Origin of the sequence: Synechococcus sp. MIT S1220, assembly GCF_047303025.1 — a bacterium.
Taxonomy (GTDB): domain Bacteria; phylum Cyanobacteriota; class Cyanobacteriia; order PCC-6307; family Cyanobiaceae; genus Parasynechococcus.
This window is the reverse complement of the sequence record NZ_CP138939.1, coordinates 3,258,755-3,277,615: the sequence shown is the minus strand read 5'-3', so window position 1 is coordinate 3,277,615 and position 18,861 is coordinate 3,258,755. Positions and strand designations below refer to the sequence as shown.

The window sequence follows — 18,861 nt, the reverse complement described above, 5'->3', positions numbered from 1 at the left end:
GTCTTCATTCATTTATTCAGCCCCGGCTTCGCTGGGGTTTTTTTGTGCCAATTCGCCACTGAACAACCGATGCTGCATCGGCATTCGGATTCCTTTGCCGTCAAGGCTTTTCATCAGGGTGCGCAGCTGCAGCAGCAAGGCTTCATCAATGCCTGTCATCGCTTGGCGGTAGGCGGACCCGTCACCTAGCCAACGCTCGATCAGATCGCCGCTGGAGCCCAGTTCGACCGTCTCGCTCCAGGCGGTTTCGGTCACGGTCCAGCCTTGCTGACGCAGCTCCATCAGAGGTGGTGTCTGCTGCGCCAGCCAGTCTTCTTCCCGTTTGATCAGCGGTTCCAGCTGTGTGCTCGACGTGTTGAGTGTCCGCAGCAAAGCGGCCGCTGGTCCGGCTGCCGCTTTGCTGATCAGCAGTCGTAATCCGGCCCCCGGGCAACAGCGTTGCCCGAGTTGTGTCCAGAAGGTGCTCCCCATGGAGCCTGGATACTCAGCTGCGCTGAGGCGCCCCCCAATCCACTCGAACCGTTGGGCGTTCGGCAACGCTGTCAAGGTTTCCGTGCCCCCCACCAGTAGCTGGGGGCGATGCTCCGGTTCAAGCAACGTGATCTGGGCCTCGAGGCGTTGGCGGTCGTTCTCCGATGCAGCCAGCAATGTGACGCCGCCCTCCGGTGCCGCCCGCAGTGGATCAAGGGCCCAGAGCAGGGAACGGATGCCCACCAGCAGCACCCGATCGTTGCGTTTCCAGGGCACGCCATCCCAGAGTTTCTCCCGCAGCTGATGCAAGCGCTCTCCCTCTTGCCCGAGCTGACGCTGAATCCAGCGCTCGAGGGCGGGACTGTCGGGCCCGCTGCTCAGCAGCAGTGGATGATCCGCCGCCAGTTCAGCGGCCGCGGCGAGCTGTGCAGCCCTGCGTTCGGCCATCCGATCCCGCCGTGTTCCTTCCCAACCCAGTGCACCCGGTTGCCAGAACACCTCTCCCTGAAGTGCACCAGGCAGATACTGCTGCTCAACCCAGTGGTCCGTGTAGGCATGGGGGTAGCGATACCCAACGCCGTCACCAAAAGCGGCCCCATCCCGGTTGGCATCCCGCAGATGGCTTGGCACGTCCTGCCGGTTGGCATTCCGGACCGTCTTCAAGGCATCGAAGAAGCCCATAACGCTGTTGCTTTTTTCCGTGCTGGCCAGGTAGAGGGCTGCCTGGGCGAGTGGATACAAGCCTTCAGGTAGGCCAACCCGTTCGAACGTGGCGGCGCAGGCTTCGACCACAACAATCGCCTGGGGATCAGCCAGTCCGATGTCCTCACCAGCGGCGATCAGCATGCGCCGAAAGATGAAGCGGGGGTTCTCGCCCGCTTCCATCATCCGCGCCAGCCAAAAGAGGGATGCATCCGGATCGGATCCCCGGATGGATTTGATGAAGGCACTGATGGTGTCGTAGTGCGCATCGCCGTGCTTGTCGTAGAGCACGGCGCGTTCCTGGATGGATTCTTCAGCCGTGCCGAGCTCGATCTGAATCGTGCCGCCGTGATCGGGTGGGCTGCTTTCCACCGCCAGTTCCAGGGCGTTTAGCAGGCTTCGGGCATCACCGTTGGCCACATCAACGAGATGATTCGCCGCCTCAGGGCTGACCGACACCGAACGCTGGCCATAGCCCCGTTCGGGATCGCTGAGAGCTCGCTTCAGCAATCGGTGCAGTTCCTTGGGCGCGAGCGGAAGCAGTCGGAACAGCCTGGAGCGGCTCACCAATGCTTTGTTGACCTCGAAATATGGGTTTTCTGTTGTGGCCCCAATCAGCGTGACGGTTCCGTTCTCCACCCAGGGCAGCAGAGCATCCTGCTGAGCGCTGTTGAAACGGTGGACCTCATCGATGAACAGGATCGAACGCAGACCATGGCGCTCTAGGCGTTGACGGGCGGCGTCCACTTCAAGGCGGAGATCTTTGACCCCTGCGAGCACGGCATTCAGGCTGCTGAAATGGGCCCGGGTGTGGTTCGTGATGATCCTGGCCAGGGTTGTTTTCCCAACCCCGGGTGGTCCATGCAGAATCAGGTTGCCGACACGGTCGGCAGCAATCGCTCGTCGAAGCAGGCGTCCATCCGCCAGGATCCCGCTTTGGCCCTCGAATTCTTCAAGGGTTCGAGGGCGCATTCGATCCGCCAGTGGTGCAAGCCGCTGGCGTTGCTGTTCCCCTTGATAGGCAAAGAGATCTTGGCTCAACGTGGCAGCAAGCCTGGTGCCAATTCTGCCGGTAGCCCGGCCAGGTCGTCACCGTGCCTATTCATGCTCATAATCCGCTTAAAGACTGGAATTCTGTGCGTCATCCGCTGCGATTACTCCTTCCCCTCGCCGCACTGATCACGGTCAGTTCCTGCGCAGGCGAAGAGGTTGCTCAGCCACCGCCGCCCAAGGTTCAAACCGCAGCGGCCGCGATGGCCGAATTCACTGAAGGTGTCGACACCGTCAGCACGTTGGAAGCAACCAATCGAGTGCAGTTGGCGGCTCAAGCATCGGGCCGGATTCTTGAGCTGATGATCCGCCAGGGTGACCAAGTGCAGCCAGGACAGCTGCTGATGGTCCTCGATCAAGCTCAGATCCGGGCCCAGCTCGCCTCTGACCGGGCGAAGCTTGCTGAAGCCGAGGCGGAAGCAGACAGGACGAAAACCGAGTGGGAACGCTACGAATATCTGGCCAAGCAGGGTGCTAGCTCGGAACAGAGGCGGGATCAGAAACGGACGGCATACATCTCAGCTCAAAAGCAGGTCGACGTGGCCAGGGAGATGATCAAAGCTACTGAAGCCACCCTCAGTTACAGCAACCTGCGGGCGCCGTCCGCCGGATTCGTCTCTGATGTATTGGTGAAGGTGGGTGATGTGATCAACAAGGGGCAAACCCTCACCAGCCTTGTTCAGAACACTGAGCTCGAAGCGCGTGTAGAGGTGCCCGCAGTTTTCTCAGACCGGTTGGCGATTGGCCAACCCGTGCTTCTCAGTGCCCCGGGCAATGAAACGGTTATCAGCACAGGGAAGGTTGACACCATCAACCCACAGATCAATGAGAAGACTCAGGGGTTGCTGGTTAAGGCGGTTTTCGCCAATCCCGACGGGACGTTGCTCAATGGCCAACGTTTGCGAACCAGGGTGCTGATCAAAGCGAAGGAGGAACTGGCTGTTCCCTTCGTCGCCATTACACAGACATCCGGACAAAGCTTTGTGTTCCGACTCGGGAGTTTCGACGACCTGAAAGCCAATCCTGGGAAGGCGGATATAGATGCGCTGAACAAAGCGAAGGAGGCTGGAAAGCTCCCGGACAATGCGCTGTTTGCCATTCAGACACCCGTGACGGTGGGTGAGCTGGAGAACAATCTTTATCCGATCACAAAAGGCCTTGAGCCCAACGCCCAGGTGGCCACCACCAATTTGCTCAACCTCAAGCACGGCATGCCTGTGCAGATTCAATCCAAGGACGCTGGCACGTCCGTGGCTCCAGCACCAGCGAACTGAGGTTGATCGATGTCCGCTTCCAATAATTTCATCACGAGGCCTGTCCTCAGCACGGTTTGCAGTCTGCTGATCGTGATCGTTGGTTTGATTGCCATTCCAATCCTGCCAATCGAAAATCTTCCAGATATCGCTCCTCCCACGGTGAAGGTTCAAGCCACCTATGTGGGGGCCGATGCCGTTTCCGTTGAACAGGGCGTGACCTCTGTTCTGGAGCAACAGATCAATGGCGTTGAGGAGATGGATTACATCACCTCCAATAGTTCAGCTGATGGTGTGAGTTCGATCAGTGTGTCGTTCAACAGCGGCACGGACGCCAACATCAACCAGGTGAATGTGCAGAACAGGGTGGCCCTCGCAGAGCCGCAGCTGCCTGAAGAAGTTCGTAAATCGGGTGTCACTGTCAATAAGTCGTCCACATCAGCACTACTGGTTTACAACTTCATCAACAAAGATCCTTCCCAAGTTGAATACAGTGTTGAGACCATTAGTGGCTATCTCGACAAAAATCTCACTGACAACATCAAGCGTGTTCAAGGGGTCGGAGACGTTGTTTATTTCGGAAATCGCAAAATCGCCTTCCGCCTCTGGCTCGATCCTGAAAAATTGGCCGCGAATGGCATCAGTTCCAATGATGTGGTAACGCAGCTGCGCAGTCAGAACCGGTTGGTTCCTGCCGGCAAAATTGGTGGTGCTCCAGCGCCGAAAGGTCAAGAATTTACCTTCACCGTTCAGCTGCAGGGGCGTTTAACAACACCACAGGAATTTGAGAACATTATTCTCAAGACGACAGATGATGGCGGACTGATTCGTCTCAAGGATGTGGGCCGTGTCAGCCTCGGTGGTGAGGTTTACGGCATCGATGCCCTCGACCTCAGAGGCAATCCCGCGGTCGGCGTGGCGATTTACCAGCTCACGGGAAGCAACGCCATTGTTGTTTCTGACGGCGTTAAGCAGGTGATCAGCGACTTTGAAAAGACGCTGCCCGTTGGCCTTGAAGTGGAGAACATCTTCGATGTCACCGACTTCATTAATCAGTCGATCAAGGGTGTGACCAACTCCCTGCGGGATGCGGTGATCTTGGTGGTGTTGATTCTGTTCCTGTTTCTCCAGAACTGGAAGGCAACACTGGTGCCGGCGATTGCGATCCCGGTCGCTTTGATCGGAACCTTTGGTCTTGTGCTGGCCTTCGGTTTTTCGCTTAATCAACTCACGCTGTTCGGCCTGGTCCTGGCGACAGGTTTGGTGGTGGACGATGCCATCACTGTGGTGGAAGACACCTCCGCCAAGAAATCGGAGGGTTTGACTGCTGTTCAGGCGGCCATGGAAACCATGGATGAGCTGTTTAGTGCTGTGATTGCCACCTCCTTGGTGAAGATGGCTGTCTTCATTCCTGTGCTGTTCTTCCCTGGTGCAACCGGAACGATCTACAAGCAGTTTGCAGCCACGATTCTGTTCTCGATCAGTATTTCGACCTTCAATGCTCTGACCTTCTCTCCGATGCTTTCAGCGTTGCTGTTGTCTCGGGATACCAAAGAGCTCAATCGCAATCAATATGCCGTCGCCGGCGTCACCTTGGGATTCATCTATGGCCTGCTGAGTGCTGGAGATGGTGCAGCACGTGCTCTGATCCCCACAATCATTGCCGCTGTTGTTGGATTCCTGGCTTCAAAGGTCACCTCCCTTCCGCTCAGGCTTCCCTTTGCCCTGGGTGGTGCAGTGGTGGGTGTTGTGACCTCATCGGCCATCTCAAATCTTTTTCCAGTCATTCTCTTTACAGCGATTGGCCTTGTAGTCGGTTGGTTTGTCCCGAGAATTTTCACGTCCTTTAACCATTTTTATGGCGGCTTTGAGAAGCGCTATTCCAGCATTCTCGACCTCGCCCTGAAGGCTCGTCCTGTTGTGATGGCGGCGTTGGCTGCAGGGATTCTGCTCACCGGTTTCGCTTTTACAAGAGTTCCTGGTGGTTTTGTTCCCATCGAAGACCAGGGATACTCCGTTGGCTTTGTTCAGGCTCCTGAGGGTGTGTCCAATGAAAAAACATTGGAGATCAATAAACAGGTTGCTGAGGTTCTCCGTTCGGAAAAAGCGATAGCATCCGCTGCTCTATTTAGCGGGGCTAGCCTAGACGGCAACGCTCCCAACAAAGGGTTTTTCTTCTTTGGAACCCGGCATTGGGACGAACGCCCAGGTAAGGACAATTGGATTGTTGCTAATTTTAAGAAATTCATCCTCAACAAAGAGCCTAATATTGATGATTCCGTCTCTGCCATTGTGCAGAGGCTTAACAAGAAGTTTGCTACCCAGATTGATGGTGGTCGAGTGATTGTGGTGGAGCCTCCCTCGATTCCTGGTTATGGCACAGGAGCTGGCTTTGAATTCCAACTTCTGGATCGGAGCAGTGGCGCCTATTCCCTTTCGGAGTTCTTTGAATCCGCAGGACAAATCATTCAAAGTGCAAATGCCAATGACCTCTTAAGTCGTGTTTACACCTTATTTTCTCCGGAATCGCCCCAGTACGAGATCTCTGTAGATCGCGAAACGATGGCTTCGCTGGGTGTGGACTATGGCAGTGCGATGTCGGCATTCAGCATCAATTTTGGTGGTGCTTACGTTAATGACACCTTCCAGGAGGGCAAGGTCCGCAGGGTGTATGTGCAGTCAGATGACGTCAACAGATCCAAGCCCCAACAGTTGACATCCACGTACGTCAGCAACAACAAAGGTGAGCAGATTCCCCTGTCGGAGTTTTTCAAGATCAAGCCGATCAATGGCCCGAGTGTGATTCCCCATTTCAACCTGTTCCGCTCGATCAAGGTGGAGGGAAGTCCTGCTGCTGGGCGAAGCTCCGGCCAGGCGATCTCTGCGATGAAGCAGACCTTTGAAGACGGGAATTACCAGGGGCTCGGCTACGACTGGACAGGCATTTCCCGTGAGGAGGTCAAGGCCGGATCTCTCGCGGTGGTGATCTTTGCCCTGGGCATCTTGGCAGTGTTTCTGGTCCTGTCTGCGCAGTACGAGAGCTACACCGATCCGATCATCATTCTTCTCACGGTTCCCACTGCATTGCTGGGTGCGTTGGTGTTTCTCGGTGGGGCAGGCCAGGTCTTGAACATCTACGCCCAGGTGGGCCTCGTGATGTTGATCGGTTTGGCGGGTGGCAACGCAATTTTGATCGTTGATTTAGCCAACCAGCAGATGGGTAAGGGCATGTCTGCGGTCGATGCGGCTCGCTTTGCGGCCAAGTCGCGATTGCGCCCGATTTTGATGACGTCGATCTCCTCTTTGACGGGTTTCCTTCCATTGATGCTGGCCAAGGGCGCTGGAGCACAGAGTCAGGCGTCCCTTGGTCTTGTGGTGTTCGGTGGATTGTTGGTGGCCACCTTCCTCTCCACCCTTGTTGTGCCTGTCTTCTACACCGTGATGAAGTCCGTATTAGGGCAGGCCGATGCAAAGCCACTGGAGGGAGGTGAAGGTGGAGCCGGTGATCTTGATTCTGTCAAGACGACTTCCCAGCCGAGCTGATGGATCCTTCTCATACCCCCACCCCAGAGGTGAAGACCCGCAAACCCTTCAGTGGCATGCGGGTCTTGTTGGCGATCGCGATCGGCAGTGCGGTCGGCGGTTGTGTCGCTTATTTCCTTTCGGTGCTGATCGCTAATACGCCTGCTGAAATCAACCCTTCAAGAGCACGCCTCTTTTTTGTGATGATCATCTCCTCCGGTGGTTTAGCTGGATTCTCGATCGAATCGATGCGCCAGCTGCAGGAAGAAACCACGGATGAGGCCTACCGGCGGTACAATCCCCGCCGTGGGCGCCGAGGTTGACCCCTCCTCCCCTAAGTCCTGGCTAACTACAGCCAATCAAAAGCCGCACAGAGGGGCGGCTTTTTTGGTGGCAAGCGCAGCTTTGGGAGCCATCCCAAAGCTGCGTGACCCTCACCCGATCAGGTCTTGGACGATCAGGTAATAACGGTCGGCCGATCCATGCCCGTGCGTTGCTTGATCTCAGCCAGGTCGTTGATGGCACTGATCATGTCGGCCAGGGCAACCTGGGGGTCCTGGTTGAGATCGCCGCTGTTGGGAACATAACTTTCCAGATACACGCGGATTGTGGCTCCCTTGGTGCCTGTGCCTGAAAGACGAACCACCACCCTGCTGCCGTCGTCCAAGAGGATCCGCAGACCCTGCCCCGTGGTCACCGAACCATCCACAGGGTCGGTGTAGCTGAAGTTGTCGGCTTCGCTGACGCTGCGACCCGCAAAGGGCTGACCCGCCAAGCTGGGAAGCATGCCCTCGAGGCGGTCAAACAGGCCATGGGCAGCATCGCTGGCAACGGCTTCGTAGTCGTGCCTTGAGTAATAGTGACGTCCGAAGCGCTTCCAGTGCTCGGCCATGATCTCGGCAACGCTGCTGCGGCGCTCCGCCAGGATCTGCAGCCAGAACAGTACGGCCCAGAGCCCGTCCTTCTCGCGCACGTGGTTGCTGCCCGTGCCGAAACTTTCTTCACCGCAGAGGGTGATCTTGCCGGCATCCAGCAGGTTGCCGAAGAATTTCCAGCCCGTGGGAGTTTCGAAGCAGTCAATTCCCAGCTCCTTGGCCACCACATCCACCGCAGCGCTGGTGGGCATGGATCGGGCCACCCCTGCCAAGCCGGAGGCGTAGGCGGGAGCCAGCGTGGCATTGGCGGTTAGTACCGCGAGGCTGTCGCTGGGGTTCACGAAGCAGCGCTGACCCAGGATCATGTTGCGGTCGCCATCGCCGTCACAGGCGGCACCGAACCGGTAGTCGTCGCCCTCGAGCAGCAGTTCGGCCAGCTCGTGGGCGTAGGTGAGGTTGGGGTCGGGATGACCGTTGCCGAAGTCCTCAAGTGGCATGCCATTGCGCACGCTCCCCGCCGGTGCGCCCAGCAGCCCCTCGAACAGGCGGCTGGCGTAGGGCCCGGTGACGGCATGCATCGCGTCGAAGGCCAGCGGGAAGTCGTTGCGGATCAGATCGCGGATCTGATCGAAGTCGAACAGCTTCTGCATCAGCGCAACGAAATCGTCGACGCCGTCGATCACCTCCACCTGCATCGCGCCGATGCTGTGCAGACCGGGCGCATCCAGCGGAATCGCTGCAGCCTCAACAATCGTGTATTGCTGCAGGGTCTTGGTGAACTCGAACACCGCATCGGTGAAGCTTGCTGGTGTCGGCCCACCATTGGCGCCATTCACCTTGACCCCGAAATCGCCTTCAGGACCGCCGGGGTTATGGCTGGCGGAAAGAATGATGCCGCCGATGGCCTCCCGTTCGCGGATCAGGTTTGATGCCGCAGGTGTGGAGAGAATGCCGCCGGTTGTAACGATCACCTTGCTCAGCCCGTGGGCTGCCCCCATGCGAAGGATCACATCGATGGCACGGCGGTTGCCGTAGCGGCCATCGCCACCCAGAACGAGAGTTCCACCCTGGACACCGGGCAGGGTGCGGAAGGCGGCCTCGATGAAGCTTTCCAGATAGTTCGGTTCTTCAAACTGTCTGCTGCTCTTCCGAAGCCCGGATGTACCGGGCTTCTGATCCGTAAAGGGGGTGGAGAGGCGCACCTGATGCTGCGTCGGTTCCGCTGGGGCCGCGGTGGTCATCAAAGAGAGTGGGACTGTTTGAAACGTAAACACGGAAACCCCGTGGCAGCGTGATGGCGAAGACCAGTTGTGGTCGTTAGACGTCCTCCCGTCGTTTTCCTTCCGAGCTATGCGCCGATCCGTGTTGATTCTGTTGATGGGTTCAGGCCTTTCGCTTGGTTTGATCGGCGTGGACCCACTGCAGGCTTCACAGGCTTGGAAACAGGCTGTTCCCTACCCAGAGGCGTCGTCTGGAGCATCCGCTGCAGCGACAGCTGTGCTCAATCGAGGCGGGTCTGAAGAATGCCTGCGCGGAAAGCTTTCCAATGCCATCGTTCGGTTGTCAAACAGCTGCGACGCCGCAGACCGTTTCACACCTGTGTGCGCGTTAGCGACTGACCTTGCCGGTCAGGAAAGCGAACTTAGCTTTGCGGAAATGGTCTCCACCTCGGAGATTCTTCTCAAAATGCTGAAGCATGAGGCGTCGCGCTGAATCTTTTCCTCCTTGTGTGATGGATGTCAGTGATCCCGGCTCATCAAGCCTTACTGAAGAGCAGAAAGCTTTATTTGGAAGTTTCCAAAGCAAAGTTCACATCAAAATCACCAGCCACGGGCTCACCGCCGCTGATGTGTAGACGTTTGTGGATGAGATCAAGAAACACCCCGAGGTGCATAGCGCTCTTCTGGAGGAGGCCCGCACTGAGTTGGGTCAACTGATGCAAGGCCAGCGCTTCAGTTTCGATTTCGACTGATCGGTCGCTGCTGTGCTCAGGACTGGGCTGAAGCTCCGGGACCTTGGGGTCTCCGGGGCTTGTCCTGCTTTTTGACGGGTTCAGCGCAAAGGGTTGTCAGTCGTCTGGCTGGTTGATCGATTTGATCGCGACGTTTGTAGTCGTTCCTGGGTGCCACCTTGGACGTTTCAATGATCTCCCAAAGAATGTCTTTGCAGTTTCCGGGGAGTCGGGGATGATCCATCAGCGCGTCAGCGAGTTCCCGGCTATTGCTGCATGGAGCCTCGATGTTTTCCCTCGAGCAGCTGTAGGCCTCCAGCTGAATCTTGCGGAGCTGCTCTTTGGTCGGCCAGGGAACCCACGTCTCTGCCTGAAGGGGTGCTGCTGCGAGCAGCAACAGCAGCGACGGAATCAGACGAAGCTTTTTCATAGGGTCATTTTGACGTGACTCGAAAGACCAAGCTGTGTTCAAGCAGTCGCTTCCTGCCCTGGTTGAGAGATGGCCACGGGGAATCATGGATGGGTGTGTGCAACCGATATTTCTGACGCTTGATGATGTCGTTCTGATTTTCGATCTTCGTGGGCAGGTCTTACTGATGCGGTTAAGAAGAAGGTGCTAAGGCCTGGATACACGTCTCGTTTGCGATTGATTGATCACTGGTGCCTTTGAACGTGTGCGGGTATGACAAGCCAGAGAACAGTTTGTGCAGATGCTGTGTCTTGATATGTCGATTAACCGAAAAACAAGTGGATACTGGGTCGAATAATTATGTCATGATTATGATTATTGCTCATAAGTTTTTTGCTCTTGTTTAAGTCGTTAAAGTTTTCTTGCGTGGTTACAATGTCTGGTTTTGTTAATAGCGCCAGCTTGGTTTCCAGGTTTCGGTTGCGACGACTGCGGATTTTTGGGAGTCATCTTTCCATATTCCGTATGTCCAGAGGCCGACCGGTGATTGACCTGGTTTGAGGACAAAGCCGTTGTAGTTGGGGAAAGGTTTGATTTTGTAGGTTTCGCCTCGTTGCAATGTGATCGTCTTAACGCTTCCGTCACCGGCCAAGGTAACTGAACATGCACCTAGGAACTTCCACCCTGCTCCATGGCCTGCTGCGCTCGCAACGTCAGTGTGCATATTCCAGCAGCTGCTTCTGATTTGATTTGCTTTGGCGTAAGGAGTTAGAAAACTAACTGTTATTGCCAGGGTTGAGAGGCTTGTTAAGGATGATTTTTTTCGCATAAGCTGTTGGTTGGGTGGAGGTTCAAAATAATAATATTTTATTCTAGCTTCCCGCCTCGAATGCAGCTGCAATGAGATGGATTTCGACAATGATGAGCGAACAAGTGTCGTTATTGAATTTGGCTTGTTGGAGGCCTGATCGTGTAACCCAAATTACCAGGAGTCTCCTCTATGGGTCGTCGCCATCGGAGTTTATCAATAAAGCAATTAACGGCTTTTTCAGTAAAAAAGGAATCGTCGTTTTAAGTCGTCTATGTGATTCCAAAGATAGTGTCGCGGGTGAATTCAAGATTGCCTCAAGTTATGCCAGTAAGACGCTCCAGGAATTCAGCAAAATAGTTTTATCCGTTAGCTTGATTGCTTGCCTGTCTCGCCAAGAGGTTCATTTGCTGAGTTGCTGTAGTGACTGTTGTATCTCGCGATAAGACTAGGGTTATTAATGTATCCGTCAGTCGCAGGAATGAGGATGTCCTTGATCTGGTTGAGGAGTTCGCCGATGGGAAGGGGATGAGTCGATCAGATTAGTTGTCCTATCTCTCTAGGCGAATGCTCAATCAAATGATCAAGACGAAGGGAGGTCTGTAATGGTATCGATAATAGTCTCACCGTCTGTGGATCGATTAATCTCTGATGCATTGAAGAAGCTGCCTTTATCACAAACAAGAGAGTAGTTTTTTGAGGATCCTGTCTCTAGTTGTGCCGAAGAACTGCTAACAAGGAATTACTGAATTAAGTGACTGTCTCTGTCTCCTATTTTGGCTTTAGATGCTCCCAGCGCTGGCTTGCAAGTTGTGAACATATATCATGAAACCAAAACTCTTCTGGAAGCATTGCATAGTATTCGGCAATTAAGTCTTCGCTAATTTCAAAGAGTTTTTGTTTGCTCTCTTGTGCTTTTTTTGATGAGTTCTTGATCTCAATCTCGTTTTCTGCTCTTTCGGAAGAAAAGATTCCTGTTTTGCTCAGTGTCTTGATGAATAAGGGGATGTCGTCTGTGGTCCCCCATGCAGAATAGAACTGAATCAGGAATCTATTAATCTGGGATGTGACATTAGGCTGGGATCGCCAGTGACATATGTGCGCTCTTTGATTGCGTATTCCAACAGGTGTTAGCTTCCCTTCATTGAAGTCAAAGTGAGATTGAAAACTTGCCAGCATCCATTGTGAGTAGATGCTGAAAGTCCACCTACTGTCTTCCCCTAAAAGTTTCAGAGAGTTGTCTTTGTCTTCAAGTATGTGTTGCATTCTTGATAGACATGATCTCATCCATGCGTTGGCGCTCATCGGTTGTTTGATAATGTCTTCCATTCCCCAAAATCCTGTTCCAGGTTCATCTTTGCCAAGGCTGTCTCTTGTGCTATGCGCGCAGAAGCTAATGAATCTCTCGACTGGATCTCTCGACAAGATGATTCTTATAAGTTTTTGATCATTAAGTAGTAACAATATATTTTCTACTTTCGCAAAGTTCATCTCTGATGTGATGAAGCATTTTTTCTTACTCAGCCATTCATTCAATTCGTCTGTCTCGGTGCTGGGGCTCAGTCTGTGAAAGTCTTCTCCATATTCTTCTTTTGCGATTGCATTGATTGTCGAGCCTCCACACTTTGCGAGATGGTTAAAGAAAACTCTCACTATTGATCTTACTCCAGTGGTTGCCAGGGTTTGATTGTCTCATTATCTCTCATCCACTCTGCCCTTTTCTCAGCCCCTCTCCACTCCATCCCCACAGCGGATCTTTTGCCGATCCAGTTTTCGTTGGATATGCGGCGTGATCCCCAGCTCTGCGGTCTCCCAGAGACGATCCATCTCATGGGTGAAATGAGCAGCGAGCTTGGGTGGTGAATCACCAGCAGCGTTTCATCAATTGGTGTGGGCGGCAGCGGGTGACCATTTGAAGGATGCCGTGATCATGGTTTTGTTATCGATCACTACGAACTTGTGATGCAGCTTGTCGCCACGGGCGAGGCGAGGCGTGCCGTTGCCTTGTTGTTGCAGGCGTTTTGGAGGAATCGCTCAGGGATGCTCAGGACTCTCCTGACTCCATAAGCCAGAACCCGAGCCAGAAGGGCATTGAATCTTGCGTTGAGACCCCATAGGGCTATCAAGAGCTGCCGGATCGATTGATCTGGCTTGGCTTTTGAGGGGTGCCAGCCCTAAGCCCGACTTCGATGAAAGAGAGCGTGATGTTGAAGAAACCACCGAGAGTGAGGGACAACAACGGTGCTCTCCAAGTCAGATTGAGTCTCGATGGTCGAGACCATTTCATCAATTGCCTTGGCCGTTTTGACGATCCTGTCGCCAGGCCAGGGGACAAGCCATCTGCGCTGAGATCTGGCGTTATGCCCAGCAGGGGGATTTGGACCTGTCTCTGAATCGATACCGCTCACTGGTGGAGGGTCGAGATCAGGATTGGCTCGATTCGCTCAGGGCACTGGCAAAGGAGAAGAAGCAGGCAAGGGTGACTAATGCCTATCGGTGGTGCTCCGGTTTGGATTGCCGAACAGGAGGAGGTGCTGAGTAGGGAAGAGATCAAGAGTGTGCTTAACGATCTCAGGTGCAATGAGGAGTGGTTTTACCCCTGCTTTGCCTTGTGGTTAAGCACAGGGTTGAGGAATGCAGAAGTGATTGGATTGACCTGGGAGTGTGTCCGTCTTGATGAAGGTGAGCTGCTGATCAGTAAGACGTTGAGGCGTGATGGCACTGCGACGCATCAAAGACTTTGGTCAGGCACCAAGACAGGCAAGGCGCGTGTTGTGCCATTAATTCAGCAGGTCGTTGAGGTGCTGAGGCAGCACAGGAAGACCATGCAGTGCTTTGGACTGAATACAAAGGATGGCTTGGTGTTTGTGACGCCAAGGAGCCATGGGCATCTGTATGACTCGGGGTTAGAGAAGGTCTGGAAGCGATCGCAGCGAAGTGTGGGACTGACTCCACGGCGTCTCTATGCCCAACGTCATTCGTTTCTGAGTCATGCCCTTGCACTTGGGAATAGTCCTGCTGATTTGGCTGCAGTGGCAGGACATCGCACTGAGGAGCTGCTCAGGAACTATGCCAAGCCAACAGGGCGAGTGAAGGTGCCGACATGGTGAGGCAGAGCAAGGAGCAGTGAATTGAGGAAAGACGAGAGAAGTTCAGGAGCCCAAGGTGTGGTGAAGTTGTTGGATGTTCTGTCGATAGATTGATTGGAATGTTCTCGGCAAGGATATTTGTGGAACACGCACATTTGTGCTTAAAGAAGAGAAGCATGGATTGACAATATTGTTTAATTTATTTATAATGTAATAGTCTTGAAAATTCAAGCCGCCTAATATATGCGAGCATTAACTTGTGAATAGTAATAATATGATTGTCAACTGCGTCGTCTTATTATTGGCGTCAGAGACGCAGAAAAATTCCGTGGTGAGTGCTTTGGAATGCCTGGACGAAAACCCTTTTATTTTTGCGGCAGTATTTGAAGGCAAATGTGCCCCCGACTCTTTCAGATCCTCTGTTGGAGCCAACTTGCTCTTTGATGTTAAACATCCCTTTCAGCTTGATGAGCAGATAAATCTCTCGGAGTTGATCGATCTTATTGGTGCTTAGGTAAAAACTTGTTTTGACTAATTAGTCAACACTTATTCAATGTTTGGAGAGTTATGAATTATCAGCTTTATGAAAACCGTGCTGCCTCACGATTTCGGTACTGCAAGACCGTCAGTCAAGGATGCTTTAACTTTCGCTGCCCATATTGTGGTGATAGTAAAAAAGTTCTACGAAGGCAAGAGCCTACTTATTTTGCAAGGAAGGTTTCTATGCGTTCAAGTGCCATAACTGTGGCATGGGAAACTCATTAGTTGGATTCCTCAGAGATCATGTTCCTGATTTCTACGAAGATTGTTTGGAGGACTTAAAGAACTCTGAGCCCTCTCCACAAGCGCATATAAGCAGTTCGAAAGTCTTTCGGGGAACATATGTTCCCCGAATTACACAGTTGCCACCAGGGGAACCAGGTGATCAAGGAAAGTGGAGAGGTACAGGATTCATCATGTTGAATCACTTCCATCGAAATCAGCAGAAGAAGTTGTAGTTCAATCCGTCTTTCTTTTGGGAAGGGGAATTTCCTTTGATATGTCATGAAATCATAATTGAATGTATATTTTTGATCAAAACTTTTATATATTTACATTGAGATTGATATTTGGTTTAAACCCTTTGGATATTAAGAGGGCTTAGGGTGACTGCATGGGTGTCTTGCGGGGTGGATGCGGACCTTTTGAGTAAGGAATGCAGGATTGAGTAGTCAGGTGGGGGGGCTGGGACTATTGCCTTGATTTTGTTGATGTCTAAGCTTGATAAATATAAGAAGTAAGAAAGAGATCCATGTCGATTAAGTCTTCTTCAAGTAACATCTCATTCAATCGCAGTGAGATTCTGGCATTCAGGAGAATTGAGAATGAACTTATGAGTCGAACAAACAGGCACAATTCTCTTGCTATAAGAATGTATTAAAGGATTGCTACGCCAGGATCAATGGGTCTCGTCCAAGTCGATGGCAGTCGGTTGATTAGTTGATGTAGGAGGTAAGAATAATCAAGATCAATAATCGAAAGCCGGAAGATCAGTTCAAAGAGATCTTGCAGAATAGTCGTCTTGCTGCTGTTGACGAATATTTGAATAGGCGTCTCAATGTAGATGTGTACATTATTGTAGAGTCTAGGTGAATGGATTAGTTTTAATCGCTTAGATCAGGGCTGGAACTGTTTTTAGGTTCATATGCCCTCTCAGAAGGGTGAAGTGATAGCGGTGGATCGATGATATCTGCGCGAATCCCGTCAAGTTGTAATAAATAATCTCGAATCTTTGTGCAAGGTCTATAAGCTCGAAGCTTGTTCTATGTGCATCTAATAAGTTATCTCCAGCATTCTGTGGGTGCTTTGATGGATGTATTATAAGCATTAATTCGCAGTGATATAGAAGTTGATCTACGGTCGAGATCATCTCGCTGAATGGTAGGTGTTCTAGTACATCCATCGCTATATACATATCTGTTGAGAGGTCAATGTGTAATTTGAGGAAATTGTCAATACTTTCATTGATAATTTGGGTGTAACCGTATCCTTTTAAAGTGTCAGCATCAAATTCTTGTGCTAATGGCTGAACCCCGATTAAATATTCATTGGGCAATATCTTGCTTTGGCTTAGAAGTTTGCCAAGCTTCCCTTGCCCACAACCTAGTTCGATCACTCGCTGTGGTCTAAGCTTGTCAAGTATATGAGTAATTGTTTTGTCAAATGCTGGTGAAGAGCCGCCAAGTTTGATCTCTGTCATGATTCCGAGTGCTTGCTATGGTTCAACGAGGCTAAATGAAGTAACTTTTTATTTTGCCAAGAAATCGATATATTTTAATTGTTCAATAATCGCGTTCTTGTTGTCTAAATTGCAGTGCAAGATGTCTTGTTTGTCATGGAACTCTCGAAGGGCATTTTGTCGGTGGTCGTAAAACTCAAAACAATGTATCAGGTCAATTTTTATTTCTCTTCCAGTTTCTGAGACTTTGTCTAAAAATAGTTTTTTTAGAGGGTTTAGTAGTATGGTTATCCATGGTTTAAAGTGTCCTGTGAATTTAAAGAGTGGCTTCTCGCTATCAGGCTTTGGGGCTTCTTGTGATGATGGGTGTTGGAACTTTTGATCCAGATTCATTGTTGACCAGTGTCTATTTGTATCCAAAATAAATACCTCGTCAGGAGTAAGGATTTGTTGTAGAATGTCCTGTTCTGGGAACCTCAATTTTTGCTCTGACCTTAGCTTGTTGAATGCCTCAATGCTTCTGTTGAGGAAATTGATTTCTGTTAGCGACCGTTTGTTCCAAAGTATTAGTGCGGCCGAAATGCGGTTAAGTTCATTATTGTCGCTAGATGTTGCTATTGCTCCGATGGGTTTTCTTGATGCGCTAAATTCTTCTAAAATATTTGTTAGATAGCGTTTTGCTTTCGCTTGATTGACGATCCAGAAGCCTGAGTCAATAAACATCGAGATGTTGTTTTCTTGAGCGTATGGCGTGACGAGTTTTGCCATTACTGTGTCGTTGAAATGACAGCCAATGACGATACCTTTGTATGGCAAATATGGAATATTTTTAATTGATAGTTGCACTCCCTGAAAGCACGCGATATTGTATAATGCTTGGAAGAATGTGAGATTTTCGAATGGGGGAAAAAGAAATATTTCTATTCTTTCGAAAAGGTTGGTCTTGGCTATTTCGTTTGCGGTTACAATAGTGGCAAGTGCGTACGTTGAATCTGTCAATAATGTGGCTGAATAGCGCTCGCTCATATTGCTTCTCGTGGCGAAATTTGTGAATTCATTTTACGGGCCTTTCATCTCCTCTCCACCCCATCCCCGCATCGGATCCGCTGGCGGTCAAGTTTGCGCTGAATGTGCGGTGTGATCCCCAGTTCAGCGTTGTTCCAGAGGCGATCCATTTCTCGGGTGAAATGCGCAGCAAGCTTCGGTGAGTGAATCACCAGCAAGGTTTCATCGTTGGTGTGAGCAGCAGCGGGCGACCAATTGAAGGAACCAGTGATCACAGTTTTGTTGTCGACCACGGCGAATTTGTGATGCAGTTTGTCGCCGCGGGCGAGGCGTGGGGTGCCGACGCCACGCAGGGGCTTTTGGAAGGGTCGGTTGCCTCGTTCCAGGCGGCAGTTTTGGTCTGGTAAAGCCACCCCGAGTAAGTCCAGAACTTCGGAAAAGGGACGGCTGGCGAAACCGGGATCAGCGATCAGTCTGATTTTTACTCCGTCGTTGGCCCGCTCCTGCAGCACATCGGCGAGTTGCTGTGCGGAAAAGACAAACAGCGCCAGATCAATGCTCTTTTCTGCTTCGGCAAGTTGCTTCTCGAGAACATTCAGGCCGTGGTTTGGATTGCTCTTGGAGTGGGGAGCAAACAAAACCTCGACCTTGGCATCGCCCACCCGCGCAGACTGCGCGGGGCCTGATTGTTTCTGCAGCCCGAAGCGGCTGTCGTTTTGGCCGCCTGGGCCATCACCCCAGAGGCGATGGAACTCATTCCTGAACAGCTGGGCCAGCGCCTTGCTTTTTAAGCGCAGCAGATGGTTGACGTTGCCTCGTGTGGAGGCTGCGCCAGCATCGCCATGGATTCCAGAGCTTGTGGTGTTGGCACTGCCGGTGAGCACGATCTCCTGATCGATCACCAGAAATTTGTGGTGCATCAACCCACTGCCGCGGCTGCCGTCTGCTGTGTCGTCGATGAGTGGTACGCCGGCTTCAAGCAACAGCGCGACGGCATCTCCACTGGCTGCTTCGGTTGTTGTGAGATCGCCGTCGCCGTCGCGGTCAGCCAGTCTTTGCAGTCGATTCCGCCGTTGCCGCTGGTGACTGGTCAAGGTCGTGATCGATTCCCAGCTCCAGGGTCTGCTGTAGTTGTTTTCGAGAACCACCTTCACCTCCACACCACCATTGCGGGCTTCGATAAGTGCTCCAGCCACATCCGGCAGTGATACCTCCTGCATGGCCACAAGAATTTCCTTGTCAGCGCTCTTGATGGCTTGAATCAAGGCCTGTTCGAGATCATCGCCGGGGCGCCACCGCCCTGAGATCGGGCTGATGTATCCGGCCTGCTCTCGATGGTTGAACAACACCGTTAGCTCATGAGGCTGAATCAGTACAGCCGGTTTGGCCCCAACGATCCTCCCTGGATGGCTGCAGGCGCTGCACCAAATAAGCAGCGAAATAAAAGCGTATTTCCACATGCAGGACCAACACCAAACTGATTCGCTCAGCTCAGCATTCCCCACAGA

At 52.2% G+C, this 18,861-nt stretch carries 16 protein-coding genes and 1 pseudogene; 7 read left to right on the top strand and 10 right to left on the bottom strand.

Annotated features, from left to right (window positions below):
- Window positions 1-12: 12 nt before the first annotated feature.
- Entirely contained in the window at window positions 13-2,214 is a 2,202-nt protein-coding gene (locus SIB64_RS16670) for an AAA family ATPase (protein ID WP_413441294.1), read from the bottom strand.
- A 95-nt stretch (window positions 2,215-2,309) separates the two neighbouring features.
- Between SIB64_RS16670 and SIB64_RS16665 the strand changes: the two genes are divergently transcribed.
- Genes SIB64_RS16665 through SIB64_RS16655 form a run of 3 tightly spaced genes read left to right on the top strand, consistent with a single transcriptional unit; the run spans window position 2,310 to window position 7,321 of the window.
- Window positions 2,310-3,497, top strand: a complete 1,188-nt coding sequence (locus SIB64_RS16665) for an efflux RND transporter periplasmic adaptor subunit (RefSeq protein ID WP_413441293.1) — start codon at window positions 2,310-2,312, stop codon at window positions 3,495-3,497.
- Window positions 3,498-3,506: 9 nt separating this feature from the next.
- Complete coding sequence (locus tag SIB64_RS16660; protein ID WP_413441292.1) at window positions 3,507-7,019, top strand: efflux RND transporter permease subunit; 3,513 nt, start codon at window positions 3,507-3,509, stop codon at window positions 7,017-7,019.
- Window positions 7,019-7,321: a hypothetical protein gene (locus SIB64_RS16655; protein ID WP_413441291.1), complete on the top strand. Its 303-nt coding sequence runs from the start codon at window positions 7,019-7,021 to the stop codon at window positions 7,319-7,321. The genes SIB64_RS16660 and SIB64_RS16655 overlap by 1 nt, the downstream gene beginning before the upstream one ends.
- A gap of 134 nt (window positions 7,322-7,455) precedes the next feature.
- Here the strand turns inward: SIB64_RS16655 and SIB64_RS16650 are convergent, their stop codons facing one another.
- Window positions 7,456-9,114: an alpha-D-glucose phosphate-specific phosphoglucomutase gene (locus tag SIB64_RS16650; protein WP_413441290.1), complete on the bottom strand. Its 1,659-nt coding sequence runs from the start codon at window positions 9,112-9,114 to the stop codon at window positions 7,456-7,458.
- A 121-nt stretch (window positions 9,115-9,235) separates the two neighbouring features.
- On the opposite strand from SIB64_RS16650, the gene SIB64_RS16645 reads away from it, so the two are divergent.
- Window positions 9,236-9,586, top strand: coding sequence for a hypothetical protein (locus SIB64_RS16645; RefSeq protein ID WP_413441289.1), 351 nt, complete (start codon window positions 9,236-9,238; stop codon window positions 9,584-9,586).
- Window positions 9,587-9,605: 19 nt separating this feature from the next.
- The gene (locus tag SIB64_RS16640) at window positions 9,606-9,728 is read left to right on the top strand and encodes a hypothetical protein (RefSeq protein ID WP_413441288.1); all 123 of its coding nucleotides are present in this window, start codon (window positions 9,606-9,608) and stop codon (window positions 9,726-9,728) included.
- Between the two features lie 133 nt (window positions 9,729-9,861).
- Here SIB64_RS16640 and SIB64_RS16635 read toward each other — a convergent pair whose 3' ends face one another.
- The 5 genes and pseudogenes from SIB64_RS16635 to SIB64_RS16615 form a co-directional block, all read right to left on the bottom strand.
- Window positions 9,862-10,254 carry a hypothetical protein gene (locus tag SIB64_RS16635; RefSeq protein ID WP_413441287.1) on the bottom strand — a complete coding sequence of 131 codons (393 nt, stop codon included), beginning with the start codon at window positions 10,252-10,254 and terminating at the stop codon, window positions 9,862-9,864.
- Window positions 10,255-10,681: 427 nt separating this feature from the next.
- The gene (locus SIB64_RS16630) at window positions 10,682-10,957 is read right to left on the bottom strand and encodes a hypothetical protein (RefSeq protein WP_413441286.1); all 276 of its coding nucleotides are present in this window, start codon (window positions 10,955-10,957) and stop codon (window positions 10,682-10,684) included.
- Window positions 10,958-11,812: 855 nt separating this feature from the next.
- Complete coding sequence (locus SIB64_RS16625; RefSeq protein ID WP_413441285.1) at window positions 11,813-12,694, bottom strand: hypothetical protein; 882 nt, start codon at window positions 12,692-12,694, stop codon at window positions 11,813-11,815.
- A gap of 69 nt (window positions 12,695-12,763) precedes the next feature.
- Window positions 12,764-13,048 (bottom strand): annotated as a pseudogene (locus tag SIB64_RS16620) (phospholipase D-like domain-containing protein); the annotation flags it as partial.
- Window positions 12,991-13,167 carry a hypothetical protein gene (locus tag SIB64_RS16615; RefSeq protein ID WP_413441284.1) on the bottom strand — a complete coding sequence of 59 codons (177 nt, stop codon included), beginning with the start codon at window positions 13,165-13,167 and terminating at the stop codon, window positions 12,991-12,993. The pseudogene SIB64_RS16620 and the gene SIB64_RS16615, both read right to left, overlap by 58 nt.
- Before the next feature lie 360 nt (window positions 13,168-13,527).
- On the opposite strand from SIB64_RS16615, the gene SIB64_RS16610 reads away from it, so the two are divergent.
- Both SIB64_RS16610 and SIB64_RS16605 read left to right on the top strand, forming a co-directional pair.
- On the top strand, window positions 13,528-14,151 hold the full coding sequence (locus SIB64_RS16610; protein ID WP_413441283.1) for a site-specific integrase: 624 nt from the start codon (window positions 13,528-13,530) through the stop codon (window positions 14,149-14,151).
- Window positions 14,152-14,431: 280 nt separating this feature from the next.
- Window positions 14,432-14,644 (top strand): hypothetical protein, encoded by a 213-nt coding sequence (locus SIB64_RS16605; protein WP_413441282.1) that lies wholly within the window; start codon window positions 14,432-14,434, stop codon window positions 14,642-14,644.
- Window positions 14,645-15,781: 1,137 nt separating this feature from the next.
- On the opposite strand, the gene SIB64_RS16600 is transcribed toward SIB64_RS16605, so the two are convergent.
- From SIB64_RS16600 to SIB64_RS16590, 3 genes are read right to left on the bottom strand one after another with little or no spacing between them, the layout of a single operon-like run.
- Window positions 15,782-16,369, bottom strand: a complete 588-nt coding sequence (locus SIB64_RS16600) for a hypothetical protein (RefSeq protein ID WP_413441281.1) — start codon at window positions 16,367-16,369, stop codon at window positions 15,782-15,784.
- Between the two features lie 48 nt (window positions 16,370-16,417).
- Window positions 16,418-17,374, bottom strand: a complete 957-nt coding sequence (locus SIB64_RS16595; protein WP_413441280.1) for a hypothetical protein — start codon at window positions 17,372-17,374, stop codon at window positions 16,418-16,420.
- Between the two features lie 44 nt (window positions 17,375-17,418).
- Entirely contained in the window at window positions 17,419-18,813 is a 1,395-nt protein-coding gene (locus SIB64_RS16590; protein WP_413441279.1) for a phospholipase D-like domain-containing protein, read from the bottom strand.
- Window positions 18,814-18,861 lie beyond the last annotated feature (48 nt).